Genomic DNA, 26,031 nt, shown 5'->3' with positions numbered 1-26,031 from the left:
TTACTGGCGGATAGCTGACAATGCTCGATTTCCCTCTCTGGAAGCGAATTTCGCTCTGGGCCATCACGCTGATCCTGGCGTTGATGGCGATCCCCTCCATCGCTTCCCTTTCGGGCGTGAACCTACCTTCCTGGGCGGATGAGCCGCAGATCAACCTGGGCCTCGACCTTGCCGGCGGTAGCCATATCCTGCTGGAGGCCGATCCCTCGCAGGTTGCGGCCCAGCGGCTGGAGACGATGGAAGAAAGCGTTCGCAGCCTGCTCAGCGATGCCGACCCGCGCATCCGCATCGGCGACGTATCTACCGCGAACCAGCGCCTGTCCTTCATGCTGGAGGACGCAGGGGAAATAGACCGTGCGCGCGAAATCCTTACCCCGCTGATCAACGGCAACGGTCTGGTGCGCGAATGGAACATGACGGTTATGGACGGTAACCGCATGGTGTTGACGCAGACGGAGCAGGGGCTGGAGCAGGCCGTTACCGATGCGATGGATTCCGCCACCGATGTCGTGCGCCGCCGGATCGATGATCTGGGCACGCGCGAACCTACGATTATCCGCCAGGGTGACACCCGCATCGTGGTGCAGGTGCCCGGCCTTGAAGATCCGCAACAGTTGAAGGATCTGCTGGGCCAGACGGCGCGGCTGGAATTCAAGCTGGTGGATGCCAATGCCTTGCCCAGCGATATCGCGCAGGGCGTGGCCAATCCCGGCAGCGAGCTTGTTCCCTATGCGCAGGACGGCGATTTTGCCGGACAGTTCGAAGCTGTTCGCCGCCTTGGCGGCATCCGCGGGGACAGCCTGACGAATGCACAGCAGAGCTTTGACCAGCAGACCAACGAGCCTGTCGTCTCCATCACCTTCGATGCGCAGGGCGGGGCACGTTTTGCAGAACTTTCCACGCAAAACGTGGGCGATCGTTTCGCGATCATCCTCGATGACGAGGTGATTTCCGCGCCCACGTTCAACGAACCCATCCTTTCAGGCAGCGCGCAGATTTCCGGCGGTTTCACCACGGAAAGCGCCAATGCGCTCGCCATTTCGCTGCGTTCGGGTGCGCTGCCGGTGGACCTGACTATTATCGAGGAGCGCACGGTGGGGCCGGACCTTGGCCGCGATTCGATCGTGGCAGGCGCACTTGCGATGGGCATCGGTTCCTTGCTGGTGATTGTCCTGATGATTGTCACCTACGGCCGGTTCGGCATTTATGCGACCATCGCGCTGGGCTTCAATGTGCTGATGGTGCTTGGCATCATGGCCTTCATGAAAACCACGCTGACGCTGCCGGGTATCGCCGGTTTCGTGCTGACCATCGGCGCGGCGGTGGATGCCAACGTGCTGATCAACGAACGCATCCGGGAGGAGCGCAAGCGCGGCAGACGCGTGGTTGCGGCGGTCGAGAATGGCTACAGGGAAGCCAGCCGCGCCATCTACGATGCCAATATCACCAACTTCATTGCCGGTGTGCTGCTGTTCCTGTTCGGCAGCGGTCCGGTGCGCGGCTTTGCCGTCGTGCTGATCATCGGCCTGTTTACCTCGGTCTTCACCGCGGTGACGCTCACCCGCATGTGGGTTGCCGGCTGGCTGCGCGAAAAGCGCCCCACCGAAATCAACGTGTAAGGGGAGGGAAAAATCATGAAATTGCTCAAGCTCGTCCCCGACGATACCAACATCAAGTTCCTGAAATGGCGCGTGCCTTTCTATGTCGTCAGCCTGCTGCTGATCGCCGCAAGCTGGGCCCTGGTGATGACCAAGGGACTGAATTACGGCGTGGATTTCGCCGGTGGTCAGGAAATTACCGGCACCTTCCTCGAAGAACCTGAGGCGCCAATCGGTGAACTGCGCGATACACTGGGCACGCTGGGCCTGGGCGATCCGGTGATCCAGCGATTTGGCGAGGTGAATCAGGTTTCCATCCGCGTGCGCCTGCCGGAAAGTGCAGAGGGCGATCCCGCCGCTGCCAATCGTATCGCAACCCAGATCATCGACACGGTAACAGAACAGCACCCGGATTTCCGCGTCGATTCGAACAACACGGTTTCGGGCAAAGTGTCCGGCGAATTCCGCGAGAAGTCCGTCTACGCACTGCTGTTCGCGATGCTGGCCATTGCGGCCTACATCTGGATCCGCTTTGAATGGCAATTCGGCGTAGGCGCGCTCTTCGCCCTGTTCCACGACGTGTCATTGACGCTGGGCATGTTCGCGCTGTTCCAGATGGAGTTCAGCCTGCAGATCATCGCCGCGATCCTGGCGATAATCGGTTATTCGCTCAACGATACGATCGTGGTTTACGACCGTATTCGTGAGAACCTGAAGAAGTATCGCAAGATGCCGCTTCCCGAACTGCTGGACCTGTCGGTGAATGAGACACTGGCGCGTACCGTGATGACCAGCCTTACCCTGCTGGTTGCGCTGTTGCCGCTGCTGCTTTTTGGCCCGGCCAGCCTGTTTGGCATGGTCGCCGCGATTGTGCTGGGCGTTTTCGTCGGCACCTACTCATCCATCTACATGGCCGCGCCGATCCTGATCTGGCTGGGCGTTACCAGCCACAGCTTCGTGCCGGAAGAAACGGTGGCGGAAAAGCAGGACAGGAAAGCGCGCGGCGAGATCTAGGGCAAGGCCTAGGCGATCAATCCGCTGTAATAGGAAGCCAGCGCTGCGGCGTTGGCTTCCCAGCTGAACCGTTCAACAGTCTGCGCGACCTCTTCTGGCGCGTAATTCGCCTCCAGCACCTCGCGAATGCCCGCGGCAATGGCATCGGCATTGCGCGCAACGATGCGGCCAGCCTTCGGCGTGGTCACCAGTTCCCTGGCACCGCCTGCATCGGTGATGACCAGCGGCGTGCCGCAGGCCAGTGCCTCCACCCAGGCATTGGCCAATCCCTCGCTTGAAGAGGGCAGGACCATCACATCGGCTGCTGAAAGGACCGTGGGCAAATCGCCGTGGTTCATGCTGCCCAGAAAGTGCACGCGCGCCTGAAGTTTCAGTTCCTGCACCAACGATTGCAATGTCTCGCGATCTGGACCTGTGCCCACCAGCGCCAGATGCGCGTCATCCAGCTGAGGCAATGCACGGATCACGAATTCCTGTCCCTTGCGCGGGATCAGTGCCCCCACGCTGGCGAGAAGGCGTGCATCCGTCCCGATTTCCACGCCGAAGTTTTCCTCAAGGTCGCCGCGGCTGCTTTCTCTGCTGCGCGGGCAAAACTGTCCTCGATCGAGTCCGGTGTAATGGGTGGTGGTCTTGTCAGCAGGAAGGCCAATGTTGGCCATGTCCTGCTTCAAAGCCTCGCTGACGGCCAGCAAACCAGCGGCCTGCTCGCCTGCCTTGCGCATCTTTGTCGCTGCGTAGGAGACCCGGCCCCAATGCTGGATATCGGCCCCGCGCGCCTTGATGCTGAGCGGCAGGCCAAGTTCCTTCGCGATCTGAGCGGCAGCCGGGCCATCAGGATAGAAAAACTGCGCATCCACCAGATCGAAGGGCTTTGCCGCATGCAGGCGCTTTGCCAGCGGCAGCACAGAGCGCACGATCATCGCCGGATTGAAACGCCCGCCCAGCCTTGGGATCAGGGAAAAACGAGGACGATGCACGTGCACGCCGCCTTCCTCCCCCGCAACGGTAGCCGCAGCCAGCGCCTTGTACCGGCCAAATGCCACGGGAGGCACGCCGATGGGGTTGATGACGGTGACATCCCAGTCACCGCGCGCGGCCAGCGCTTCCATCTGCCGCGCTACGAAGGTGCCGAAGCGCGGCACATGGGCATTGGGATAAAGCGTGGCGATGGAAAGGACGCGGCGCATGGTTGGCTCGCCCGTCAAAGCTTGCGCACAAGCATCTCTGCCACGGCCAGCCAGCCCGGATTATCAATCACGATCTGACGCTGCCCGATACCCGGCGGCAGCAGGCCGACCATACTCCCCTGCCGATCAATCAGCCGCCCGAAGGCAAACCTGCCGCCCGATCGCGGGGCCAGCACGTCCCGGTTGATAAGCTGCGACGCGTCGTCGGGCGATACCTGGCGCATCCACAGCTGATCTCCGCTGCGGTATTCGCCCTGGCTGACCTCTATGGAAAGGCACACCAGCGCGCCGCCATCCACCAGTTCGGTGGGCAGGATCGCATCGCGCGGGGTGGACAGGCCATCGGCGCCAGCTTCCGTCAGGCGGGCGATGATTTGAGGCTGCACCTGCGCTTCGCCTTTTACCAGATGCTCCGGCTCTACGCCCAGCGCCTCTCCAATACGGTTCATCCATACCAGAGAGAGATTGCGCATCCCTGTTTCCAATCGCCCGATGGTTTGCGCCGTGGTGGGCGGGGTGCAGGCCGCAGCGACTTCTGCCAGCGTCATGTTCTTCTGCTTACGGATGTCGCGGATGCGGTTGATCATCGGGCCTGCTCCAGAAAATAACCAATATGGTTTGAAAAATTGTCTTTCCTACACCCGATTCGTTTTTGCAAGGGCCTTTTCGCAGGAAGAAGGAAATGCGCATGAACAATCGCAAGCTGGTGGAACGAGATCTGACCGAAGAGGGTCCGCGCCGCAAGGGGCGCGCCGTGGGAAAGCGGCGTAGCGTCACCGTCAATCTGGCGGAAAGCCCACTGGGCTGGTTGCACGCCCACGGCCACCTTGATGACCGGCTGTATGATGCAGGCGAGCGATTGCGCGCCGATTATGAGCGGGCGCAATTGGGCCCGAATGTCACCATGCGTTGGGATGCGGTGCGGATTCGCGGGACAGCAGAGCAGGGCCTGTCACCAACCGAACGCCAGATTTCCGCGCACACCCGTTTCAACGGCGCGCTGAAGCAGGCCGGGCGCGGGCTGGAAGACATATTGTGGCGCGTGGTGTGCGCAGGCGAAACGCTGCCCGTGGCGGAAAAGGCTCTGGCATGGCCAGCGCGCAGCGGGAAGCTGGTGTTGAAGCTGGCGCTGGACCGCGTGGCCGATTTCTACCGGATCAATTAGCCGACAAGGCCACGCAGCCAGCCGGTGAAGCGCGCCAGCAGCGATGGCTTTTGCTCATCCGCCTCCATCTTCGCCAGCAAGTCTTCGCGTTCCTTGATCAGCTTGGCGCGCAGCGAGTTGCTCTCGCCTTCCGCCAGTGCGTGGATCGTTCGGCCGCGCGGATTATTGGCATACATGAAGGCGTAGCCATCCACCTGATCATCGTCGATCTCGGTATAACTGCCGTCGTGATAGTCTGGGGTTTCAGGTTCCGGCTCTGCTTCGGGTTCGGGCCAGTGCACTTCCTTGGGCGGCTCGTCGGCTGCGGGATCGGTCTGACCGACAGCCTCGTCCTCGTCATCCTCGTAAGCCCATTCGAAACGGTTCGATTGATCATCGTCCACGTCCGGCAAGGTGGCACTATACTCGACCGGCGGCAGCTCTGCCTCTGGTTCGTATGGCGCTGGTTCGGGCATCTCTGGCGCGTGCAGTTCAGCAGCGTCTACCTCCGGCTCCGGCAATTCCGGCTCTGGCAATTCCGGTGCGGTGGATGACAGCTCGGCCTCTTGGGCAGGCTCGTCTTCCGGCGTCCAGCTGATGTGCTGGGTGGGGAAATCGAGGAAAGGCTCATCGCCAAACACCGCCTTGGCAGTGGCGATGGTTTCTTCCGCTTGTGGTTCGAATTCTGCCGCAGGCTCTTCTACCACGTCCTCCACCGTCGGGGCAGGGTGCAGAAGCTCTGGCTCCGGCTCCGGCAGCAAGTTGACGGGGAATGATCCGGCGGGTCTCGCCAATGGCGCAGGGGCCTCGTCCTGGGCCTGGTGGAGATAATCGGAGGTCTCTTCGACGAAGCCCTCTTGCTCCTCGCCGTCCGCTTCGGGAGGCGGCAAGTCCATCTCCAGCTCTGCTTCATCCATCGCGGATTGCTGCTCGGCAGCGAGGCGTTCTGCTTCTTCCTCGGCGGCGATCTCGTCTTCGGATTTGAGCGGCAGGCTTGGGAATATACGGCGATCGATATCCAGGCGTTCCAGATGCGCCGCAATCGCGGCCTCGTCCTCGTCCTCGCCTTCGTCATCGGGCGCGGGCCGCGATGCCGTCATCCGCAGCAGCTCTTCGGCTGAGGGTATTTCGCCGTCCTCGATATCCTCGCCATCTTCGCCTGCATCGATGGGATCGGCGTCGCCATCATCCAGGGCCATCGGCGCGAGGCCCAGGACGGGTGCCGCCCGCTCAGGCCGTTCCACATCCTCGCCCAGCAATTCTGCGGACGCATCCTGGAACAGCATATGTGCCTTCTCCAGTTCCTCCGGATCGAGGACGAGGACAGGCTTTTTCTTGAATTTCTTGGGGCCACCCAGTGTGGCTAGGCTGCCAAAGGCGGGACCGTCTTCACCCGGCGCACCACCGCGCGCAGGCGCGGATACCGGCGCGGATGTTGCCGGATCGTCAGCACGCAGAGCAGAGCTAGTCGCATTCCCCATAGGGCGCTTCTCGCAGGGTTTGGTGCATTCGATATGATCAAGCGTGGTTAATGCGAATTAACCTTGGGGTCGGGAATTACCCTTCCACCAGCTCCGCCAGTTCCAGCCAGCGTTCCTCGGCCTCTTCCTTCTCGATGCGCGCAAGGTCCAGCGATTTGGAGATGCGCGTGAAACGGTCGGGGTCCTTTGCGTAGAGTTCAGGATCGGCCAGAGCGGCTTCGCCCTTGGTGATCAGCCCTTCCAGCTCCTCTATGCGTTCAGGCAGCTTCTCGTAATCGCGCTGGTCCTTGTACGAGAGTTTGGCCGGATCTTTAGGAGGCGGGGGAGGGGGCGCGGAAGATTTTTCGGTATCATTATCGGCGCTTGCGCTTCTCTTCGCTGGCTTTTGCTTGCGCTTGGCCTGCCAGTCTTCATAGCCGCCTGCCACGATATCCACCGTGCCGCTGCCATCCAGGCCAAGCGTGACGGTGACGGTGCGATCCAGGAAATCGCGGTCATGGCTGACGATCAGCACCGTGCCTTCGTAATCGGCGATCACTTCCTGCAACAGGTCCAGCGTTTCCAGGTCCAGATCGTTGGTCGGCTCATCCAGCACCAGCAGATTGGATGTGCGGGAAAATTCGCGCGCCAGCAGCAGGCGGCTGCGTTCCCCGCCGGAGAATGTGCCGATCTTCGCGTCCACCAGTTCGGGATCGAACAGGAAGTCCTTCATATAGGCCTGAACGTGCTTTCGCGTGCCGCGCACATCGATCCAGTCGCCGCCTTCTGCCAGCACATCGCGCACGGATTTGGCAGGGTCCATCAAGGCGCGCTGCTGGTCTATCATCACGCCGGCCAGCGTGTTGGCGTGGATCACCGTGCCTTCGTCCGGCTCCAGCTCCTTGGTCAGCATTTTCAGCAGCGTCGTCTTGCCAGCGCCATTGGCGCCCACGATGCCGATGCGGTCGCCGCGCTGAATGCGCAGGGAAAACGGCTTGATCACCTCGCGGCCATCATAGGTCTTGGAGATGTTTTCCGCCGTGATGACGGATTTGGATTTGAAATCCGAATCGCTGGCCAGTTTCAGCTTTGCCGTGCCACCGGGAGAAATCATCGCCGCGCGTGCGGCGCGCATTTCCCACAGTTTCTCCAGCCGGCCCATATTGCGCTTGCGCCGCGCGGTGACGCCGCGTTCCAGCCAATGCGCCTCTATCTTCAGCTTGGCATCCATCTTGTGCGCCGCGCGCGCTTCCTCGGCATAGGCCTGTTCTTCCCATGCCTCATACCCGCCAAAGCCCACGTCCTTGCGCCGCAACTGACCGCGGTCCAGCCACAGGGTGGAGCGGGTAAGGCGTTTAAGGAAGGTCCGGTCATGGCTGATGACGATGAAGGCGCCGTTATACCGCGTCAGCCAGCTTTCCAGCCAGTCGATGGCGGAAAGGTCGAGGTGGTTGGTCGGCTCGTCCAGCAGCAGCAGGTCCGGTTGCTGCGCCAAAGCGCGGGCGATGGCGGCGCGGCGCTTCTCTCCGCCGCTGGCACCGGCCGTTCCGGTGGTCATGTCAATGCCAAGCTGGCCGGCAATGGCCTCTATCTCGTGCTCTGCCGGGGCGCGATCGCCTGACAGGGCATAATCCATCAGGGTGTCAAAGCCGGTGAAGTCCGGCTCCTGCTCCAGCCAAACGATATTCATGTGCGGCTTCACCTTGCGGGTGCCGCGATCCGCCTCGATATCGCCGGAGATCAGTTTGAGCAGCGTGGTCTTGCCTGCGCCATTGCGGCCGATCAGGGCGAAGCGATCGCGCGGGCCGATGTGCAGGTCCAGCCCGTCGCCATGCGCGGGATCGCCAAACAGCCAGCGCCCGCCCTGTTGCAGGCCCAGTCCTTCCCAGCTCAAGATCGGTGGTTCTGCCATTGCGAAGGCGCAGGTAAGCGCGCGCGGGCTTGCTGGCAAGGAACAGACGCGTTCAGTGCCGAGTTATGTAGGCAAATCCAAGGCTGAGCGCCTGACCTATAGGAGTATTGCCATGATCCGTCCCATCCTGCCCGTTGCCGCCGTTGCCCTGATGGCATCGCCCGCCGCCGCCGAGGTGGCCATCGAATCGAATGGTCCGGTGGTCGTGCTTTCGGTCAACGAAAGTGTGTCCGCCGATCCCGATATCGCCAATCTCAGCGCCGGGGTGACAACCTCTGCCCGCACCGCGGTGGAGGCTATGCGCATGAATGCACAGCAGATGCGCAGCGTTGTCGCCCAGATAGAGGCGTTGGGCATCGCAAAGGACGATATCCAGACCAGCGGCGTTTCTCTGAGTGCCCAGTATGATTATGATCAGCAACGGCAGGAGCAGGTGTTTCGAGGCTACCGCGTGTCAAATACGGTGAATATCGTGTCGCGCGATATCCAGCGCACCGGCGAGATTCTGGATGCCCTGGTGGCGGCGGGTGCAACGGATCTGGGCGGTATCGGCTGGGGGCTGGATGATCCGGCCCCGGTGATAGAGCAGGCACGGCAGGCTGCCTTTGCCACGGCCATGCAGCGCGCCCGCAATTATGCGCAGCTTTCCGGTTATAGCGATGTGCGGCTGCTGGAAATCAGTGAGAATGTGACGAGCAATCGTCCGATGCCAATGTTGCGGCAAGTGGCTTCCTTTGAAGCTGCGGCCGATTCCACGCCAGTACGCCCCGGCCAGGTGGAGACGGGCATCACCGTCAACTTCAGCTTCGAAATGGTGCAGTAGCCCATCGGCAACAGGTTGCTGAACAGGTGGTCACGCGCACATTCACTCCTTGTTCAATGGCTTGGGGTTAGTCACAGTCCCATCATGAAAACACTTCCCGCCTTTCTCGCATCTGTCGCGCTGGCCGCCTCCTTGGCGGCCACGCCTGCCTATGCTGCGCAGTCGCGCGGCGATCAGCAGAGCGCGCGGGCCGAAATGCAGGCGGGCCGCAACATGCCGATCCGCGAGATCGAGCGGCGCATTATCCCGCGCATGGAGCGGGGCGATGAATATATCGGCTTTGAATATGATGCGACTGCGCAGGCCTATCGCCTGAAGTTCATCCGCAACGGCCGCATGATCTGGGTCGATGTCGATGCGCAGACCGCGCGCATCCTGCGCATCTCTCGCTGATTATCTGGGCGCTGTCTTATTACCGGCGGAAACTTCCCCCTTGCTTGACGCGTTTAGGGCAAAAGCCCAATTGTCGGGCATGATTGCAGGGGAGAATTAATCGCATGCGCATCCTGATCGTCGAGGACGAGCCTACGCTCGGCCAACAACTCAAGTCGACGCTGGAGCAGAACGGCTATGCGGTGGATCTTTCCACCGATGGCGAGGATGGCCATTTCCTTGGCAGTACAGAGGAATATGATGCCGTCGTGCTCGACCTTGGCCTGCCAGAGATTGACGGGCTGACCGTGCTTGGCATGTGGCGCAAGGAAGGGCGCAACTTCCCCGTCCTGGTGTTGACCGCGCGTGACAGCTGGTCTGACAAGGTGGCCGGCCTGGATGCTGGCGCGGATGATTATCTCGCCAAGCCGTTCCAGACCGAAGAACTGATCGCCCGCCTGCGTGCGCTGATTCGCCGCGCATCGGGCAATGCATCTTCCGAACTGACGGCTGGCGATGTGCGGCTGGACACGCGTTCAGGCCGCGTCACCCTGGCCGGAGAGCCGGTGAAGCTGACGGCGCAGGAGTACAAGCTGCTGAGCTACCTGATGCACCACAAGGGCAAGGTGGTGAGCCGTACAGAGCTTATCGAACATATTTACGACCAGGATTTTGATCGCGATTCCAACACGATCGAGGTTTTCGTCACCCGCATCCGCAAGAAACTCGGCGCAGAAGTGATCACGACGATCCGTGGCCTCGGTTACAGCCTCGACGACCCGGACGGCCCCTCCCGCGAATAACGCGGGCGAGGGGGACACGTCTGCGATGTCTGCATCCAGCGAGGCTGCCAATTCCGGCGGCGGCGTGCGCTATGGTCCGCGCCATACAGGCAGCCTTGCCCGGCGCATGATGCTGATCGCGGCGGGGTGGATTTTCGCCCTGCTGCTGCTTGGCGGGCTGGCGCTGGACCGGGCGCTGACCAATCTTGTTTCCAACCAGTTTGACGAGCAGCTGGAAATCTCCCTCACTTCCATGGTGCTGTCCGCAGACCTCGATCCGTTTGGAGATGTCTACTTCAACCGCATCCTTGGCGATCAACGCTATCTGGAGCCCAACAGCGGCTATTACTGGCAGATCAATGGGGAGGGCGTAGCCCCCCTGCTATCGCGTTCGCTGTGGGATGAAGAGCTGGCCATCCGCGCGGATGAGCAGGCTTTTGAGCCGATCTTTTACGATACCGACCAGCCAGAGCTGGGATCGTTGCGATTGGCGCAGCGCACCTTGTCCCTGCCGGGCAGCGATGTGGAATGGCAGTTTGTCGTCGCTGCCAACAGAGAGCAGCTGGACCAGCAGATTGCCGATATCCGCGCCATTCTCGGCTGGTCATTTGCCGTGCTGGGCATCGGCCTGTTCCTGATGGCGATGGCGCAAACATGGTACGGCCTTGGTCCCTTGCGCCGCGTGCGCAAGGCGATTGCCCATATCCGCTCCTCCGGCAGCAACCGGGTGACAGATCCGCTGCCACTGGAAGTGCGGCCGATGGTGGATGAGCTTAACGCGCTGCTGGAGCATTCCGAACTGCAGGCGGAGGAAGCGCGGCGCCATGCCGGCAACCTTGCCCATGCGCTGAAAACGCCGCTCACCGTGGTTACCAACGCGGCCAGCGCCGGTGCGCCGGACCTTGATACTACCGTGCTGCGCGAAGCGGCCACCATGCGTCGGCAGGTGGATCACCACCTGGCCCGTGCCCGCGCGGTGGGACGCCGCGCGGTGGGCCTGTCACGCGCGAACCTGATGGAAAGCGCCGTTGCGGTGGAGCGGGCGGTCAGCCGCCTTTACCCGCAAGTCCGCTTCGATATCGATGGCAAGGATACCACGCTTGTCGCCGTAGAGCGGCAGGATCTGGACGAGTTGCTGGGCAATCTGATTGAGAATGCGGCCAAATACGGCGGCGGCAGTGTGTTCATTACCGTTGATGCAGAGCCCAATGCAGAACTTTGCGCCGTGCTGATAGAGGATGACGGTATGGGCATCCCGGAGGCAAAGCGCGTGGACATATTCGGCCGCGGCGCCCGGCTGGACACTGAAAAGCCCGGCACCGGGCTTGGCCTTGCCATCGTGCGCGATGTGGCGGAAATTTACGGGGGCAGCGTGGAACTGGGCGAGAGCGAGGATTTGGGCGGTTTGCTGATTACCCTGCGATTGCCGCGCACCAGCGAATAGCAAACCGCGACTAACGCTAGGCGTTTTCTTTCAGCAAATTCAGCGCGGTTTCGATCACATGTCCGGAATCTGCAGGCTTGGGCAGGTGCATCGCGCCCAGATTGCGAACTCGTTCATCAGCCCGGTTCAGATCACCCGAATGAAGCAGATAGGGAATGCCGCGGCGATCCAGTTCCTCTGCCACGGGCACGCAATTCTCGGTGCCCTTCAAAGTCACATCCAGAATGGCAACATCGATGGATTGCTGTTCCAGATGGGCCAGTGCCTTCGCCACTTCGGATGCGCAGAAAACTTTGCAGCCATGGTCTTCAGCGGCAAATTCCAGATCCATCAGGATAAGAGGTTCATCTTCCAGCAGGAGAATCGTTGGGTTCGACATTGTTCTGTTCTCTTCTAGCTGGCAGGAAAAGTAATGGTGACGTGCAGGCCATCTGTATTCCAGTCACGCTGGATGGTTCCGTCGGAATGTCTCACCAGGCGGTCTATGATCGCATTGCCCGATCCCAGGTCTTCACGCGGGGGCGAAACGGGTGGGCCGCCGCGTTCCAGCCACGAGACAACCAGTTCATCGCGTTTCTCGCCCGCCATGCGCCAATCCACTTCGACACGTCCGGTTTCGCGAGACCACGCACCATGCCGTTCGGCATTGGCCGCAAGCTCATGAAGGGTAACGCCCACTCCGGACACCACATTGAAAGGGACCTTGGCACCGTTTCCCTTAAGAATCAGTCTACCCGTGCCCAGATCATAGGGCTCCAGTATGGCGCGGATGGCCTCGCCGATCTGGATGTTCCCGCTCGATGCCTCGTCCAGCGTGGTTTCATAAGCGCGGCCAAGAGCCTGCACCCGGTTGTTGATTTCGCGCGCTTCGCTTTCCACGCCGCGCATCCGACCGGTGATGTTCACGATGCCGGAAATTACGGCGAACATGTTCTTCATGCGGTGTGAAAGCTCTCGCGCCATTTCCTTGGCATAAAGCTCCTCCGCCCGCGCGGCGCGCACGTCCGACACATCCCACTGGCTGCCGAACAGATACAACAGCTTTCCGTCGTTATCGTAGATCGGCCCGATATGCAGGGCGTTCCAGAATTTCTCGCCGTTCTTGCGATAATTGATCAATTCCACGACGGTGACGTCTTCTTCCTCGATCGCGGTGCGGATTTTCGCGATGGCAGCCGGATCGGATTCCGGCCCTTGGAGGAAGCGGCAATTGTTGCCGATGATTTCTTCTTCGGAATAACCGGTCAGCTCTCGAAAGGCGCGGTTGGCAAAGACGATGGGCTGATCGTCCTGATTCGGGTCCGTCAGGCAGATTGCCATGCGCGTTTGCGCCATGGCCTGTTCGAACAAGACGCCGGATGCACCGGAAAACTGATCGTCCGGATGCGCTTCGCGAAAGCGTTCAGGACTGGCGTCGAAGCTGGGCCCGGCGTGGTACGCCTGCCCGCTCCCCTTGGACATCTGCCCTGCCTTGTTATCTTTTGTTTTGTCCATTTCGCTGGCGAAACGCCTCGTTGGGTAAAAGAGTTCCGTCGCGCGTATTCAATTCGAGGGACAATCAGTCACCGCGCGCGATGCGGTGGTGCCGGATAACCTCGTCGATCACGAAGCGGATGAACTTCTCGCTGAATTCCGGATCAAGATCGGCATCGATCGCCAGATTGCGCAAACGTGCGATCTGACTGGCCTCGCGCCCTGGGTCGGCAGGGGGAAGTTTCGTCTTCGCCTTATACTCGCCCACAGCCTGCGTGATTCGGAATCGCTCTGCCAGCATGTGGATCAAAGCGGCATCGATATTGTCGATACTTTTGCGGAAACTGGCGAGGATCTGGTCAGAATTTTCTTCGGCCATCGGGTCAATCGGTTGCGGCTGCATAGGGTGGCTTGGCATCAGCCCCTCTTGCGCGAGAAATGTTGGCTTGCCAACACCCCTGTGCATCCCCATTGAGAGCCGCATGAGCGACAACGTGGTCCCCATTAAGCGCGCCCCGGATACGTCTCCCCCGACGTTGACGCCGATCCTGTCCCTGACGGCAACATCGATGAACTCGGTGAATTCCATCATTCTGGACAGGATGCAGAGCGAAATTCCGCTGATCCCGGCGCTGGCAGGCCACCTGATCGCGGGCGGGGGCAAACGCATGCGCCCGATGCTGACGCTGGCAGGTGCAGAAGTGGTGGGATACCAGGGCACGCGCCATCACAAGCTGGCCGCTGCGGTGGAATTCATCCACACCGCCACACTGCTGCATGATGATGTGGTGGACGGCAGCGAAATGCGCCGCGGTAAATCCGCCGCCAACATAGTTTACGGCAATCCCGCCACCGTTCTGGTGGGCGATTTCCTGTTTTCCCGCGCTTTCGAACTCATGGTGGAAGACGGCAGCCTGAAGGTTCTGAAAATCCTTTCAGGCGCCAGTGCCATCATCGCGCAGGGCGAGGTTGACCAGTTGACCGCGCAGCGCAAGATCGAGACGAGCGAGGAACGCTACCTCACCATTATCGGCGCGAAGACCGCAGCCTTGTTCGCCGCCGCCAGCCGGATTTCCGCCGTTGTCGCGGAAAAGAGCGAGGAAGAGGAACTGGCGCTCGATTCCTATGGCCGGAACCTGGGCATCGCCTTCCAGCTGGTGGACGATGCGATCGATTATGATTCCGAGGCAGCCGAAATGGGCAAGGATCGCGGGGACGATTTCCGCGAAGGCAAGATGACGCTGCCCGTCATCCTGGCCTATGCGCGCGGTAATGAGGAAGAGCGCCGCTTCTGGCAGGATGCCATCGCCGGTTTCAGTATCGAGGATGAGGATCTGGCCCATGCGGTGGACCTGATCCGCAAGCACGATTGCGTCACCGCCACGCGGGACCGTGCGCGCCATTACGCGCAGCGTGCCTGCGATGCGCTGTCGATCTTCCCTGATTCTGCTGCACGGCGGGCGATGGTGGAAGCCGCCCAATTCGCCGTAGCGCGCGGCTACTAGCCAGAAAAAACCCCGACCCTTCGAAAAGAGCCGGGGTTCATTTCCTTAGCGTTCGCCGCTGTTACTAGCGCTGTTACTGGCGCTGCGCCGTGTAGCGCAGGACACTGTCATCGCGTTGATCGGTGCTGACTGCGGACAGCGTATCGCCATCAACCGAAACTTCGACGACCGAAAGCGCTTCACCATCGCGTGAATAGGTTTCGCGATATGAATTGTCTCCGGTCTGCTCCACGGCAACCATGACGTTGGAATTGCTGCCCTCGACCGGAACCGGATCACCGCCCAATGTGGCCGTGTAGCTGCTGCCATTGCCAGAGCTGGTGAACTGATCACCCTCCACATTGTATGAGAAGCGCAGGCCCGCATCGCTCATGTCGCCGATGTCGGAGAAGGCCCACTGGCCGGACATGGCGTGAGACCCATCGGGCCCGTCTGCAGTGCGGGTGAATGTTTCGCTTCCGGTGACGGCTTCATCGCCTGAAGTATCGTTGAATTCGCTCGTCAATGTCTGCCCGTCATCGCTGACGGTCCATGTGGAGGAGCCAAGATCCTTGTCACCATAGCGAAATGCGGCGCGCACCGTGTTGTCGTCCACCTGTTCCACCATCATCGAATCGACGCCTGGCCGATCCACCGTCTGCCATTCGCCATTGGCCGTCACTTCATAAGGCGGGTTGCAACTGTTGCACGAAAACGTGCCGTTCGAGAGGACGTAGTCGCGATTGTCATTCTCGAACTGTGCGGAATCCACATCGGCCATCCATTCGCCGCTGATCGTGCCGTCCGAAGCCGGCGCCTCGGCCGTTACATCGGTATCATCGGCATCGCCGCAGGCCACCAGGCCCATGGGCAGTGCAATTGCGGCAAGCGCCGTCATCATCTTTTTCATGTTTTTCCCCTTCAAAACAAAACTACAGCTCGCCGCCGGTATTCCGGCCTGCGAAGCATCTGGTTTTGCGCCCCTGCTGCGGGGTATATCAGTTAACCATCCTTGCGCCAATTCATGCTTCAGGGGCGGTTTCGGGGCTGCATGGGCCGCGCAGTTGTGCGATGGGATGCGCGTGTCCGATAGCCTTCCCATCCACGCCGTCCTGCCCGATCTGCTCAGCAGCTTGCGCGCGTGCAGCAGCGCGGTGCTGGTGGCGCCGCCGGGTGCGGGCAAGACCACTGCGGTCGCGCCCGCGCTGCTGGGTGAAGCATGGTGCAGCGGCCAGATCATCCTGACATCCCCACGCCGCGTTGCCGCGCGCGCCGCGGCAGAGCGGATTGCCGCCATGCTGGGAGAGAAACCGGGCGAGCGGGTCGGCTACCTCACCCGGCTGGACAGCAAGCAGAGCAAGGCCACGCGCATCTTGGTGGTGACAGAGGCGATCCTGGTGAACCGCCTGCTGGAAGACCAGGAGCTGGAGGGCATTTCCGCGATCCTGTTTGACGAGGCGCATGAGCGGCACCTCGATAGCGACCTTGGCCTGGCGCTGGCGCTGGAAAGCCAGCAGGTGCTGCGAGAAGACCTGCGCATTTGCGTGATGTCTGCCACGATCGATGGTGCGCGATTTGCCCGCCTGATGGGCGAAGGCACACCTGTAATAGAAAGCGAGGGAAAGGCGTTTCCCCTGCGAATAGAGTGGCTTGGTGCTCGGCCTGAACAACGGATAGAGGCGGCGATGACCTCTGCCGTATTGCAGGCATGGCGGCAGGAGGAGGGCGATATCCTGGCCTTCCTTCCCGGTGTGGGAGAGATAGCGCGCACGCGGGAGCGGTTGGCGGAAAAGCTTTTCGGCGTCCCGATCCTGCCCTTGCACGGGCAGGTGCAGCCGCAGGATCAGCGCGCTGCCATCCGCCGCGATCCCGACGGCCACCGCCGCATCGTTCTGGCCACCAGCATTGCCGAAACATCGCTGACGCTGGAAGGCGTATCGGTGGTGGTGGACAGCGGCCTGGCGCGGCGGGCAGAGTTCGACAAGGCCGCAGGCACGACGCACCTTCTTACCCAGCGCGCCAGTCAGGCCGCGGCGGCGCAAAGGGCAGGGCGCGCCGCGCGCACGGGTCCGGGTGTCGCCTATCGATTGTGGGAAGAGGCAGGCCATGCGGGCAGGCCGGAATTCGATGCGCCGGAAATGCTGACATCCGATCTTGCGCCACTGGTGCTCAACCTGGCGCGGTGGGGCGTGGCCGATCCTGCCAGCCTGCAATGGCTGGACATGCCGCCAGCAGCCTCAGTCGCTTCCGCCAGAGAGCGGCTGGCAAAGCTGGGCGCGCTGAATGCTTCCGGTGCCATCACGCCTTGGGGGGAGAAAATTGCCGCGCTTCCGCTTGATCCCGAAGGCGGGGCTGCCGTGCTGTTTGGCGCTCAGGCCGGTCAGGCAGAGGATGCGGCAAGGCTGGTGTTGCTGGCACAGGAACGCGGGCTGGGTGGCCGCGGCGAAGATTTGTTGCAGCGCCTCTCCCGCTGGAACGCCGATCGGGGCAAGCGAGCGGATACTTCGCGCACGCTGGCGCAGCGGTGGGCGCGGGCAGCAGAAAGGCTGGTGGGCCGGCCAGAGGGAAGGGCGGAGGACAGGGCGCAGGACCCGGCGCTGTTCCTCGCCTTCGCACGGCCTGATTTTATTGCGCGGCGGCGCGGCCAGTCGGGGGAGCAATGGGCTTCGGCAGGCGGGCGCGGCTTCATGCTGGATGCGGCATCACCGCTGGCCCGCGCGGAATGGATGGTGATTGCCGATGCAACCGGGCAAGCCAAGGGCGCGCGGATCACGGCCGCCGCGCAATTGTCTCGCACCGATGTGGAACAGCACCTTGCGCATTTGATTGAAGAGCGGACCGTAGCCCGCTGGAATGCCAGCGAAAAGCGCGTAGAGGCGCGGCGGGAAAGGCGACTTGGTGCAATCACGCTTTCCACCGGGCCGGACCCCGATCCAGATCCTGAGGCGATTGTGGACATCCTTGTGGAAAAGGCTGTGGAGCAATTGGGGACATTGCTGCCGAAGGATCTGTTGGCAAGGGCGCGCTTTGCGGGGGTCGAAGCGCTTTCGCAAAGCAAATTAGCAGACCGCGCGGACGAGTGGCTGGTGCCATTGCTGGAAGGGCGGCGCAATCTCGATATCCCGGCCTCGCGCTTTGCCGAAGCTGCGCTGAACCTGCTGTCCTGGGATGAAAGGCAGATGCTGGACAAGGCCGCGCCGCGCCATTTCACCAGTCCGGCAGGATCGACCCACCCAATTGATTATGCAGGCGATGATGCGCCATCGGTGGAGGTGCGCGTGCAGGCGCTGTTCGGGCTGGAACGCCATCCGATGATCGGCACAACGCCGCTGCTGCTGAAGCTTACCAGCCCGGCGGGCCGTCCAATTCAATCCACCCGCGATCTGCCTGCATTCTGGCGCGGAAGCTGGGACGATGTGCGCAAGGATATGAAGGGCCGCTACCCCAAACATCGCTGGCCGGATGAACCATGGGCCGAAAAACCGAGCCTGAAGACCAAGAACGCCTTTTCAAAAGGCAGCGGTTGAATTATCTGCCCGTGACTATGGAAGCCCGTATCTACAAGCGCCCGAAAAGCGCCATGCAATCCGGCAAGGCACTGGTTGACCAGTGGGTGCTGGATTTCGTCCCCGCCGAAGCCAAGCGACCCGATCCCCTGATGGGCTGGGCCGGCAGTGGTGACACGCGCCAGCAGGTGCAGTTGAAATTCCCCTCGGCAGAGGCTGCGCAGGCCTATGCCGAGAAATACGGTATTTCCGCCCGCGTCCACTCGGTTCCGCCCAAGACGCTGAAGATTCAGGCCTACGCCGACAACTTCAGGTAGGAATTGTAGCGAGGGGTGGCGGATTGCCACTTCGCTGTTGAACTAATCCGATACCTTCGCCATATGGCCCACCGGGAGTCGGGTGGACGTTCGCGTTTGCTCACCGGGTCAGGACCGGAAGGTAGCAGCCCAGGTAAATGGCAGCGGGTCGCTCGGCTCCTTTATCCACCACATTGTTGCGATGACATTCGCGGCGTGAAGCCCTACCTTTGTCGGCATGAGTGATTCACCGGAAAATCCGGATACCCCCCCATGGGCGGGTGACGACGAGGCGGACAACGCCAAGCCCTCCGCTACAGAGCTGGAGGCGGCTGGCCAGAACTCCATGTTCGGCGATCCTGAACCGGCACCGGCGCCCGCATTAACACCAGCAACAGAACCAGCACCGGAACCGGCACCGGCGCCTTCGGTGGAGCAGCCTTCGGTGCCAGCAACGCCTGCGCCGGAAGAGCCCGCAGCAGCGCAGCCATACCGCGTGCTGGCGCGCAAATACCGTCCGCAGACTTTCAGCGAACTGATCGGGCAGGAACCGATGGTGCGCACGCTGGGCAATGCGATAGAGCGTGATCGGCTGGCCCACGCCTTCTTGATGACTGGCGTCCGCGGGGTGGGCAAAACCTCCACCGCGCGGCTGATCGCCAAGGCGCTCAATTGCATTGGCCCGGATGGGCAGGGTGGCCCCACGATCAATTCCTGCGGCGTGTGCGAGCCTTGCGTGGCCATCGCAGAAGGCCGGCATATTGACGTGATCGAGATGGACGCCGCCAGCCACACAGGCGTGGACGACGTGCGCGAAATTATCGAGGCGGTGCGTTATTCCGCCGTTTCGGCGCGCTACAAGATCTATATCATCGACGAAGTTCACATGCTGTCCCGCAACGCCTTCAACGCGCTGCTGAAGACACTGGAAGAACCGCCGGCGCATGTGAAATTCCTGTTCGCCACGACGGAGGTGGATAAGCTTCCCGTCACCGTGCTCAGCCGCACGCAACGGTTCGATCTCAGGCGCATCCCGCGCGATATGCTGCAGGATCACTTTGCCAGCATCTGCCGGAAAGAGGGCGTGGAGGCAGAGGATGAGGCGCTGGCGATGATCGCCAATGCTGCCGAAGGCTCTGTGCGCGACGGGCTTTCCATCCTTGACCAGGCGATTGCCCATGCGGATCTGGATGCGGGCGAGGCGGGCACCACCGTGCGCGCGGCCAAGGTGCGCGATATGCTGGGCCTTGCGGACAAGGGCGCGCAGCGCAGGCTGTTCCAGCACTTGCTGGAAGGCAATCCTCAGGGCCTGCTGGCTGCCGTCGATCAGCAATATGCACTGGGCGTTGAACCGCTCGCGCTGATCCGCGCGCTGATGGAATTCACCCACCGTATCGCGGTGACACAGGTTGGCGGCGGGGAGGCGGATGCCTCCACGGCGGAGGAGCGCGAGGCGCTGGGCGAGTGGGCGCAGAAGCTGTCCCCCGGCCAGGTCCACCGCCTGTGGCAATTGCTGATCAAGGGGCATGACGAGGTACGCACCGCACCCGATCCCCTGGTGGCGGCGCAGATGGCGCTGCTGCGCGTGCTGCATGCAGCCGACATGCCCGATCCCGGCAAGCTGGCAAAACAGTTGAAAGACGCGGCGCTTGTGGGCGGCATTGCCAGCGGCGGCACTGGAGGAGGCGGCAGCAATGCCGCGCCATCGGGCGGCGCGCCGCAAGCGCTGAACTGGCTGGAACTGGTGGAGCGGGTGGATAAATCTCACCTCCACAACGCCATGTCGCTATCCACCAAGCTGCGGATGCAGGTGCGCGTGATCGAACTGGCCCCCGGCAAGCTGGTCTTCGCTCAACCGGATGGGTTTGAAGAGAACATCGTGCCGGAGATCAAGCAGGCGCTGCTGGAACTGACCGGAGAGCGGTGGGACATCCAGCGTACCGAAGGCGAGGGCGCGCCAACCTTGGTGGAGCAGGACGAGGCGCTGCGCCGGGCGCAGAAGCAGCGGCTGGAATCGCATCCGATGATGGAGGCCGTGCGCACCCATTTTCCAGATGCACAATTGGTAGAGCCTGTGGAACAGGTGCGTGGTCGCAAGGATTGGTCTCGCACCGGTTGACGCAATTTGCCCGAACCATCGGGCCTTTGAAATTTCCCAAACCCCCAAGAATCAAGGGATGACGCACATGGAAAACATGGAAGAAATGATGAAAGCCGCGCAAGAAGCGGCACAGAAGATCCAGCAGCAGATGAACGATGCGCAGGTGAAGCTGGACGAGATCGAGGTGGAGGGCACTTCTGGCGGCGGACTGGTGAAGGTTCGCGCCAGCGCACGTGGCCGGATTATCGGTGTCTCCATCGACGACAGCCTGTTCAAGGAAGAGGAAAAGTCGATCCTGGAAGACCTCGTCACCGCCGCCTTCAACGACGCGCGCGACAAGGCCGATCGCAAGGCGGGCGAACACATGGCGGAAATGCAGCAGGGACTTGGCCTGCCGCCGGGGTTCAACCTGCCGGGCATGGGGTAAACTTGCCACTTGTCGCCCATTGCGCCACACTCGGCGCAACGGGTGGCATGGGGTTTAATGATGACAATCAGGCATTCCTCGCTTGCGGCGGCAGCTGCTGCAATGGCTTTGGCGCCGGTTACGGTTGCAGCCGCGCAAGAGAATGACGAATGGGTCCGCGTGCCGCCGTCATCGCGCTGGATTGCCGATTTCGCTGAAGACAGTTGCGCCCTGCGGCGAACGTTCGAGGATGGCGAAAGGCGCTTCCTGCTCGAACTCAGGCAATTCCAGCCGCAGACCGGAATGCAGATCATCGTCGCTAGCGACATGGACCGCAAAAAGTTTCGAGGTGTCCGACTGGGTTTTGTGCCGGATACGCAAATACAAGAGCATCAACGCGCCATGGCAATCGACATCGACGGCTATGGCGAGGGGGTTCTCGACCATATCACCCCGTACACCGAAGACCTGCGCAAGCTTGCGGAAGAATTGCGGGATGCGCAATCGGTAAGCCACGTCTGGACAGACGAACAACGCAACGCGCGCGAAAGCGAGATTGACGGCATTGCGATTCAGCTGGCTTACAGTGACGATATCGTTCTGGAAACGGGCCCCATGCACGATCCCTTCAAAATCATGCGCACGTGCATGGACGACTTGCTCGGCCATTGGGGTATCGATGCAGAAGCGCACCGCTCTTTGCTCCGCAAGGTAAGGCCGCTGAATCAGGAACGTTGGGTTCGTCCGATCATCCAGAATTACCCGCACGAAATGTTGCGCAATGGGGAGCAGGCCGTCGTGCATGTCAGACTCAATGTCTCTGCCGAAGGAAAGCCGACCGATTGCACAATCCAGTTGCCGATGAGCAATCCGGTGTTCGACAGAACATCGTGCGCGAAGTTGATGAAGTATGCCGAGTTTGAGCCGGCGATTGATAGCAATGGCGATCCGATTGACAGCGTCTGGATCACAAACGTCATTTACGCGATGAACTGAGCGAAATACTGATGCGGGGCGGGGCGAACGCGGGCCAAATTCCGCGGTTGCAGCGCGGCGTGCCGTTTCGCCATTCTGTCAGCGCCTTTCTTTGAAACGAGACACTCCCACATTTCCACCCCTTAACCCAACACTGACGTTGCAGCCGCGCGGGGTCATGCCCATATTCTGGTTCAAACCAAGATATGGACATTGAAATGACTGCATTCCCCCTTCTTCCCTTGCGCGACATCGTTGTTTTTCCCGGCATGGTCGTGCCCCTGTTCGTGGGGCGAGACAAATCCGTGGCGGCGCTGGAAGCGGCTATGGAAAACGGCAAGGATATCTTCCTTGTCGCCCAACTTGATCCGGCGTGTGACGATCCGGAGGCGGAGGATCTGTATGACCTGGGCGTGGTGGCGCAGGTGTTGCAGATGCTGAAACTGCCCGATGGAACTGTGCGCGTGCTGGTGGAGGGGCAATATCGTGCCACGATGAGCGAGATGCGCCTGTCCGATGATTTCGTGATGGCGCAAACTGTGCAGGTGGAAGAGGTGACCGCAAGCGGCACCGAAGTGGCCGCCATGATGCGCAGCGCGCTTGGCCAGTTCACCGAATATGCCAAGTCGAACAAGAAGATGTCCGACGAGCTTGAGGATGAATTGAACGCGATCGACGATGCCGGAAAGCTCGCCGATGCCATCGCAGCCAACCTCACGGCCAAGGTGGATACCAAGCAGCAATTGCTGGCAGAGGGCGACGCGCTGAAGCGGCTGGAAATGGTGTTCTCCGTGATGGAGGGCGAGCTTTCTGTCCTGCAGGTGGAAAAGAAGATCCGTGGCCGTGTGAAGCGGCAGATGGAGAAGACGCAGCGCGAATATTACCTCAATGAACAGCTCAAAGCGATCCAGAGCGAGCTGGGCGGCGAGGGCGAGGATGGCGACGAGCTGGCCGTGTTGGCCAAGCAGATCGAGGAAACCAAGCTTTCCAAGGAAGCCAAGGCCAAAGCTGAGGGCGAGCTGAAGAAGCTGCGCGCCATGCAGCCGATGAGCGCCGAAGCGACCGTGGTGCGCAATTACCTGGAGGTGTTGCTTGGTCTGCCGTGGGGCAAGAAATCCAAGCTGAAGAAGGATATCGGCAAGGCGCAGGAAGTGCTGGATGCCGATCACTACGCGCTGGAAAAGGTGAAGGATCGCATCGTCGAATACCTCGCCGTGCAGGCGCGCACCAACAAGCTGAAAGGGCCGATCCTGTGCCTTGTCGGCCCTCCGGGCGTGGGCAAGACCAGCCTCGGCAAGTCCATCGCCAAGGCGACCGGACGCGAGTTCATCCGCCAGTCGCTGGGCGGCGTGCGGGATGAAGCCGAGATCCGCGGCCATCGGCGCACTTACATCGGCTCTCTGCCGGGCAAGATCGTCTCCAATTTGAAGAAGGCGGGCACCAGCAATCCGCTGTTCCTGCTGGATGAGATTGACAAGCTGGGACAGGACTTCCGCGGCGATCCCGCGTCGGCCCTGCTGGAAGTGCTGGACCCCGAACAGAACAACAAGTTCCAGGATCACTATCTGGAGCTGGATATCGACCTGTCGGACATCATGTTCGTGACGACGGCGAACAGCCTGAACCTTCCGCAGCCACTGCTGGACCGGATGGAGATCATCCGGCTGGAAGGCTATACGGAGGATGAGAAGGTTGAAATCGCGCAGCGTCACCTGATTGCAAAGCAGGTGAGCGACCACGGCCTGAAGGATGGCGAGTTCGAGCTGACCGAAGGCGGCCTGCGCGACTTGATCCGGTATTACACGCGCGAAGCCGGTGTCCGCACGCTGGAGCGCGAGATTGCCAAGCTGTGCCGCAAATCACTGCGCAAGATCCTGGAGAAAGAGGTGGAGAGCGTGACGATCACGCCCGAAAACCTTGGTGATTTCATGGGCGTGCGCAAGTTCAAGCACGGCATGTCAGAGGAAGAGGCGCAGGTTGGCGCTGTTACCGGGCTGGCCTGGACATCGGTGGGCGGTGAACTGCTGACAATCGAAAGCGTCACCACGCCCGGCAAGGGTGAGGCCAAGACCACGGGCAAGCTGGGCGATGTTATGAACGAATCCGTCGCCGCGGCCTTCAGCTTCGTGAAGGCGAGGGCGCCTGCCTATGGCATCAAGCCCAGCATCTTCCAGCGCAAGAACATCCACATCCACCTTCCCGAAGGCGCGGTGCCAAAGGATGGCCCTAGTGCCGGTATCGGCATGGTCACCTCCATCGTTTCCACGCTGACGGGCATTCCCGTCCGGCCCGAAGTGGCGATGACGGGCGAGGTTACCTTGCGTGGCCGCGTGCTGCCCATCGGCGGCTTGAAGGAAAAGCTGCTCGCGGCGCTGCGGGGCGGCATCAAGACGGTGTTGATCCCGGAAGAGAACGAGAAGGATCTGGCCGAGATTCCTGACAATGTGAAGGAAGGGCTGAAGATCATCCCGGTCAGCCATGTTGACGAGGTGCTCGCCAATGCGTTGACGGCCATTCCGGCGCCCATCGAATGGACTGAAGCTGACGATCTTGCCAGCCAGCCCCACGGAATGGGTGGGGGCGAATTGCCCGTCTCAACAGCGCATTAAGGGCAAGATCGCGGCTTTGTAGATTCGCGCCATTGGCCGCGCATAACGGTAGCAATACGTAACTTTTGCCTAGTTAGAGGTGATAAAGCTACGTCCTGCCTCAAAAATGCTGCCAGTGGAGCGGCTTTGCCTTTGACAGAGCGGCCAAAACTCGCTCAATTCCCGCCATCGCAGAGCGATTCACATCTTTCGTCTCGAGCAAATGAATTTTTGAGGGGGTTCTCCAGAACATGAATAAGAATGAAATGATCGGCGCAGTAGCAGATGCAAGCGGCCTTTCGCGCAACGATGCAACCAAAGCGGTAGAGGCTGTTTTTGACACCATCACCAGCACGCTGTCCAAGGGTGATGAAGTCCGCCTGGTCGGTTTTGGCACCTTCTCCGTGGCCAAGCGCAAGGCTTCCACGGGCCGTAACCCGCGCACGGGTGAGCCGATGACGATCAAGGCTTCCACCCAGCCCAAGTTCAAGGCTGGCAAGGGTCTGAAGGACGCCGTGAACTAATTCACGCCGAACCTGTTTCCTGCAGCAATGCGGGAAGAAAGAGGTCGTCCGATTGGGCGGCCTTTTTCTTTGCGGCCAAGCTGATGGCCACGCTGATGATGTGCGGATCAGCCTGGCGATCGATCAGTCGGCAAATTCGATCAGAGCCGTTGGCGCGGCCGTGGTGCCTGCATCGATATCCCACACCAGCATCTGTCCTCGCTGGTCTGCCACCGGCCCTTCATCGGTGTTATTGGCAAGGATGCGCGCGTCGGTGACGATGCGGAACGTGCCGTCAATGGGGCGGGGTTCCATGGCGATGCTATCGGCATCGTCTCCCTCCGCTGCGGCCATCGCGCCGAACATGCCCATCATGGCGCCCATGGGGTTGCCGGCGGTGGGCGCAAAGCCAGGTGCCGAAATGCGCGCCTTGCTGTCATCACGAAGGCGGATGCTGACGAAGGAATTGGCCATCGGCATGTCTTCGAAGGTGGGGAAATCGAAATCATGGCCCAGCGCGCTGGCGATGGCGAAGTCCACCATGAACACGCCGTCACCGATAAATTCCACGCTGTTCCAGCCGCGCTGGCGTTCCAGCATATCGGCCATCTTGGCGATTTCTTCCTCGTCGGTCATATTGGCACCGCCGATCATGCCTTCCAGCATCTGGCGGGCCATCGCATCGTCGCGCGCCTGCTGCGCAAGCTCTTCCTCGGTACAGGTCCTTTCCTTGCCGCTGTCTCCATCGGTGCAGGGTTCTGCCTCGCTGGAAGCCTCTGCCATCGCGGCGAGGTCCGTCAGGCCGGCCATCACGATCTCTCCTTGGTAGGAGAAGGTGAATTGCCGATCCGCCATGATGTGCAATGTCGAATCGAAACGTCCCGGCTGGAACAGGCAGCCTGACAGCATCGCGGTGGATGCCAGCAGCACGGCACCGGCGGCGAGGCGTTTCAATTTCGTCAT

The 26,031-nt window shown here is 61.2% G+C and carries 24 protein-coding genes and 1 other RNA gene; 16 read left to right on the top strand and 9 right to left on the bottom strand.

The genetic code is table 11. The features are described 5' to 3' along the window. Positions 1-20: 20 nt before the first annotated feature. Complete coding sequence (secD, locus tag GRF63_RS15900; RefSeq protein WP_160487052.1) at positions 21-1,619, top strand: protein translocase subunit SecD; 1,599 nt, start codon at positions 21-23, stop codon at positions 1,617-1,619. Positions 1,620-1,634: 15 nt separating this feature from the next. Continuing rightward, positions 1,635-2,612 (top strand): protein translocase subunit SecF, encoded by a 978-nt coding sequence (secF, locus tag GRF63_RS15895; RefSeq protein ID WP_160487051.1) that lies wholly within the window; start codon positions 1,635-1,637, stop codon positions 2,610-2,612. Between the two features lie 8 nt (positions 2,613-2,620). Here secF and GRF63_RS15890 read toward each other — a convergent pair whose 3' ends face one another. Together GRF63_RS15890 and GRF63_RS15885 are read right to left on the bottom strand one after the other, a co-directional pair. Then, positions 2,621-3,799 (bottom strand): glycosyltransferase, encoded by a 1,179-nt coding sequence (locus GRF63_RS15890; protein ID WP_160487050.1) that lies wholly within the window; start codon positions 3,797-3,799, stop codon positions 2,621-2,623. Positions 3,800-3,813: 14 nt separating this feature from the next. Beyond that, on the bottom strand, positions 3,814-4,386 hold the full coding sequence (locus tag GRF63_RS15885; protein WP_160487049.1) for a helix-turn-helix domain-containing protein: 573 nt from the start codon (positions 4,384-4,386) through the stop codon (positions 3,814-3,816). 101 nt (positions 4,387-4,487) lie between these two features. On the opposite strand from GRF63_RS15885, the gene GRF63_RS15880 reads away from it, so the two are divergent. Further along, positions 4,488-4,964, top strand: coding sequence for a DUF6456 domain-containing protein (locus GRF63_RS15880; RefSeq protein ID WP_160487048.1), 477 nt, complete (start codon positions 4,488-4,490; stop codon positions 4,962-4,964). On the opposite strand, the gene GRF63_RS15875 is transcribed toward GRF63_RS15880, so the two are convergent. Together GRF63_RS15875 and GRF63_RS15870 are read right to left on the bottom strand one after the other, a co-directional pair. After that, complete coding sequence (locus tag GRF63_RS15875) at positions 4,961-6,424, bottom strand: hypothetical protein (RefSeq protein ID WP_160487047.1); 1,464 nt, start codon at positions 6,422-6,424, stop codon at positions 4,961-4,963. The genes GRF63_RS15880 and GRF63_RS15875 overlap by 4 nt on opposite strands. A gap of 76 nt (positions 6,425-6,500) precedes the next feature. Beyond that, positions 6,501-8,315, bottom strand: coding sequence for an ABC-F family ATP-binding cassette domain-containing protein (locus GRF63_RS15870; protein WP_160487046.1), 1,815 nt, complete (start codon positions 8,313-8,315; stop codon positions 6,501-6,503). A gap of 112 nt (positions 8,316-8,427) precedes the next feature. On the opposite strand from GRF63_RS15870, the gene GRF63_RS15865 reads away from it, so the two are divergent. The 4 genes from GRF63_RS15865 to GRF63_RS15850 all read left to right on the top strand — a co-directional run bounded on the left by GRF63_RS15865 (position 8,428) and on the right by GRF63_RS15850 (position 11,736). After that, on the top strand, positions 8,428-9,138 hold the full coding sequence (locus GRF63_RS15865; RefSeq protein ID WP_160487045.1) for an SIMPL domain-containing protein: 711 nt from the start codon (positions 8,428-8,430) through the stop codon (positions 9,136-9,138). A gap of 84 nt (positions 9,139-9,222) precedes the next feature. Then, a complete protein-coding gene (locus GRF63_RS15860; RefSeq protein WP_160487044.1) occupies positions 9,223-9,531 on the top strand; it encodes a hypothetical protein in 309 nt (102 codons plus the stop codon). Between the two features lie 104 nt (positions 9,532-9,635). After that, entirely contained in the window at positions 9,636-10,313 is a 678-nt protein-coding gene (locus GRF63_RS15855; protein WP_160487043.1) for a response regulator transcription factor, read from the top strand. A gap of 25 nt (positions 10,314-10,338) precedes the next feature. Continuing rightward, positions 10,339-11,736, top strand: a complete 1,398-nt coding sequence (locus GRF63_RS15850; protein WP_160487042.1) for a sensor histidine kinase — start codon at positions 10,339-10,341, stop codon at positions 11,734-11,736. A 16-nt stretch (positions 11,737-11,752) separates the two neighbouring features. Here the strand turns inward: GRF63_RS15850 and GRF63_RS15845 are convergent, their stop codons facing one another. From GRF63_RS15845 to GRF63_RS15835, 3 genes are all read right to left on the bottom strand, one after another. Then, positions 11,753-12,115: a response regulator gene (locus tag GRF63_RS15845; RefSeq protein ID WP_160487041.1), complete on the bottom strand. Its 363-nt coding sequence runs from the start codon at positions 12,113-12,115 to the stop codon at positions 11,753-11,755. Between the two features lie 14 nt (positions 12,116-12,129). Next, on the bottom strand, positions 12,130-13,197 hold the full coding sequence (locus GRF63_RS15840; protein ID WP_237392568.1) for a PAS domain-containing protein: 1,068 nt from the start codon (positions 13,195-13,197) through the stop codon (positions 12,130-12,132). 97 nt (positions 13,198-13,294) lie between these two features. Beyond that, the gene (locus GRF63_RS15835; protein WP_419865968.1) at positions 13,295-13,612 is read right to left on the bottom strand and encodes a chorismate mutase; all 318 of its coding nucleotides are present in this window, start codon (positions 13,610-13,612) and stop codon (positions 13,295-13,297) included. Between the two features lie 79 nt (positions 13,613-13,691). On the opposite strand from GRF63_RS15835, the gene GRF63_RS15830 reads away from it, so the two are divergent. Further along, positions 13,692-14,714 carry a polyprenyl synthetase family protein gene (locus GRF63_RS15830; protein ID WP_160487039.1) on the top strand — a complete coding sequence of 341 codons (1,023 nt, stop codon included), beginning with the start codon at positions 13,692-13,694 and terminating at the stop codon, positions 14,712-14,714. Between the two features lie 73 nt (positions 14,715-14,787). Here GRF63_RS15830 and GRF63_RS15825 read toward each other — a convergent pair whose 3' ends face one another. Continuing rightward, a complete protein-coding gene (locus GRF63_RS15825; RefSeq protein ID WP_160487038.1) occupies positions 14,788-15,603 on the bottom strand; it encodes a hypothetical protein in 816 nt (271 codons plus the stop codon). Between the two features lie 166 nt (positions 15,604-15,769). Here GRF63_RS15825 and hrpB point away from each other — a divergent pair, with 166 nt between their 5' ends. The 8 genes from hrpB to GRF63_RS15785 all read left to right on the top strand — a co-directional run bounded on the left by hrpB (position 15,770) and on the right by GRF63_RS15785 (position 25,089). Beyond that, entirely contained in the window at positions 15,770-18,220 is a 2,451-nt protein-coding gene (gene hrpB / locus GRF63_RS15820; protein ID WP_160487037.1) for an ATP-dependent helicase HrpB, read from the top strand. A gap of 17 nt (positions 18,221-18,237) precedes the next feature. Next, positions 18,238-18,516 (top strand): ETC complex I subunit, encoded by a 279-nt coding sequence (locus GRF63_RS15815; RefSeq protein WP_160487036.1) that lies wholly within the window; start codon positions 18,238-18,240, stop codon positions 18,514-18,516. Between the two features lie 71 nt (positions 18,517-18,587). Continuing rightward, positions 18,588-18,682: signal recognition particle sRNA small type (ffs, locus tag GRF63_RS15810), an RNA gene on the top strand. Positions 18,683-18,733: 51 nt separating this feature from the next. Continuing rightward, the gene (locus tag GRF63_RS15805; RefSeq protein ID WP_160487035.1) at positions 18,734-20,614 is read left to right on the top strand and encodes a DNA polymerase III subunit gamma/tau; all 1,881 of its coding nucleotides are present in this window, start codon (positions 18,734-18,736) and stop codon (positions 20,612-20,614) included. A 67-nt stretch (positions 20,615-20,681) separates the two neighbouring features. Next, positions 20,682-21,023 (top strand): YbaB/EbfC family nucleoid-associated protein, encoded by a 342-nt coding sequence (locus tag GRF63_RS15800; protein ID WP_160487128.1) that lies wholly within the window; start codon positions 20,682-20,684, stop codon positions 21,021-21,023. A gap of 57 nt (positions 21,024-21,080) precedes the next feature. Further along, positions 21,081-21,998: a TonB family protein gene (locus GRF63_RS15795; protein ID WP_160487034.1), complete on the top strand. Its 918-nt coding sequence runs from the start codon at positions 21,081-21,083 to the stop codon at positions 21,996-21,998. A 197-nt stretch (positions 21,999-22,195) separates the two neighbouring features. After that, positions 22,196-24,586 (top strand): endopeptidase La, encoded by a 2,391-nt coding sequence (gene lon, locus GRF63_RS15790; protein ID WP_160487033.1) that lies wholly within the window; start codon positions 22,196-22,198, stop codon positions 24,584-24,586. 230 nt (positions 24,587-24,816) lie between these two features. After that, positions 24,817-25,089, top strand: coding sequence for an HU family DNA-binding protein (locus tag GRF63_RS15785; RefSeq protein ID WP_160487032.1), 273 nt, complete (start codon positions 24,817-24,819; stop codon positions 25,087-25,089). A 123-nt stretch (positions 25,090-25,212) separates the two neighbouring features. Here GRF63_RS15785 and GRF63_RS15780 read toward each other — a convergent pair whose 3' ends face one another. Beyond that, on the bottom strand, positions 25,213-26,031 hold the full coding sequence (locus GRF63_RS15780) for a hypothetical protein (RefSeq protein ID WP_160487031.1): 819 nt from the start codon (positions 26,029-26,031) through the stop codon (positions 25,213-25,215).

This window comes from Aurantiacibacter rhizosphaerae (genome assembly GCF_009807005.1).
Classification (GTDB): domain Bacteria; phylum Pseudomonadota; class Alphaproteobacteria; order Sphingomonadales; family Sphingomonadaceae; genus Alteraurantiacibacter; species Alteraurantiacibacter rhizosphaerae.
This window is presented reverse-complemented; position numbering and strand designations above follow the sequence as displayed.

Excerpts from the sequence above, each read along its gene's own strand:
- secD (WP_160487052.1), top strand. The coding sequence starts at position 21 with ATGCTCGATTTCCCTCTCTGGAAGCGAATTTCGCTCTGGGCCATCACG.
- secF (WP_160487051.1), top strand. The coding sequence starts at position 1,635 with ATGAAATTGCTCAAGCTCGTCCCCGACGATACCAACATCAAGTTCCTG.
- GRF63_RS15890 (WP_160487050.1), bottom strand. The coding sequence starts at position 3,799 with ATGCGCCGCGTCCTTTCCATCGCCACGCTTTATCCCAATGCCCATGTG.
- GRF63_RS15885 (WP_160487049.1), bottom strand. The coding sequence starts at position 4,386 with ATGATCAACCGCATCCGCGACATCCGTAAGCAGAAGAACATGACGCTG.
- GRF63_RS15880 (WP_160487048.1), top strand. The coding sequence starts at position 4,488 with ATGAACAATCGCAAGCTGGTGGAACGAGATCTGACCGAAGAGGGTCCG.
- GRF63_RS15875 (WP_160487047.1), bottom strand. The coding sequence starts at position 6,424 with ATGGGGAATGCGACTAGCTCTGCTCTGCGTGCTGACGATCCGGCAACA.
- GRF63_RS15870 (WP_160487046.1), bottom strand. The coding sequence starts at position 8,315 with ATGGCAGAACCACCGATCTTGAGCTGGGAAGGACTGGGCCTGCAACAG.
- GRF63_RS15865 (WP_160487045.1), top strand. The coding sequence starts at position 8,428 with ATGATCCGTCCCATCCTGCCCGTTGCCGCCGTTGCCCTGATGGCATCG.
- GRF63_RS15860 (WP_160487044.1), top strand. The coding sequence starts at position 9,223 with ATGAAAACACTTCCCGCCTTTCTCGCATCTGTCGCGCTGGCCGCCTCC.
- GRF63_RS15855 (WP_160487043.1), top strand. The coding sequence starts at position 9,636 with ATGCGCATCCTGATCGTCGAGGACGAGCCTACGCTCGGCCAACAACTC.
- GRF63_RS15850 (WP_160487042.1), top strand. The coding sequence starts at position 10,339 with ATGTCTGCATCCAGCGAGGCTGCCAATTCCGGCGGCGGCGTGCGCTAT.
- GRF63_RS15845 (WP_160487041.1), bottom strand. The coding sequence starts at position 12,115 with ATGTCGAACCCAACGATTCTCCTGCTGGAAGATGAACCTCTTATCCTG.
- GRF63_RS15840 (WP_237392568.1), bottom strand. The coding sequence starts at position 13,197 with ATGTCCAAGGGGAGCGGGCAGGCGTACCACGCCGGGCCCAGCTTCGAC.
- GRF63_RS15835 (WP_419865968.1), bottom strand. The coding sequence starts at position 13,612 with ATGCAGCCGCAACCGATTGACCCGATGGCCGAAGAAAATTCTGACCAG.
- GRF63_RS15830 (WP_160487039.1), top strand. The coding sequence starts at position 13,692 with ATGAGCGACAACGTGGTCCCCATTAAGCGCGCCCCGGATACGTCTCCC.
- GRF63_RS15825 (WP_160487038.1), bottom strand. The coding sequence starts at position 15,603 with ATGAAAAAGATGATGACGGCGCTTGCCGCAATTGCACTGCCCATGGGC.
- hrpB (WP_160487037.1), top strand. The coding sequence starts at position 15,770 with ATGCGCGTGTCCGATAGCCTTCCCATCCACGCCGTCCTGCCCGATCTG.
- GRF63_RS15815 (WP_160487036.1), top strand. The coding sequence starts at position 18,238 with ATGGAAGCCCGTATCTACAAGCGCCCGAAAAGCGCCATGCAATCCGGC.
- GRF63_RS15805 (WP_160487035.1), top strand. The coding sequence starts at position 18,734 with ATGAGTGATTCACCGGAAAATCCGGATACCCCCCCATGGGCGGGTGAC.
- GRF63_RS15800 (WP_160487128.1), top strand. The coding sequence starts at position 20,682 with ATGGAAAACATGGAAGAAATGATGAAAGCCGCGCAAGAAGCGGCACAG.
- GRF63_RS15795 (WP_160487034.1), top strand. The coding sequence starts at position 21,081 with ATGATGACAATCAGGCATTCCTCGCTTGCGGCGGCAGCTGCTGCAATG.
- lon (WP_160487033.1), top strand. The coding sequence starts at position 22,196 with ATGACTGCATTCCCCCTTCTTCCCTTGCGCGACATCGTTGTTTTTCCC.
- GRF63_RS15785 (WP_160487032.1), top strand. The coding sequence starts at position 24,817 with ATGAATAAGAATGAAATGATCGGCGCAGTAGCAGATGCAAGCGGCCTT.
- GRF63_RS15780 (WP_160487031.1), bottom strand. The coding sequence starts at position 26,031 with ATGACGAAATTGAAACGCCTCGCCGCCGGTGCCGTGCTGCTGGCATCC.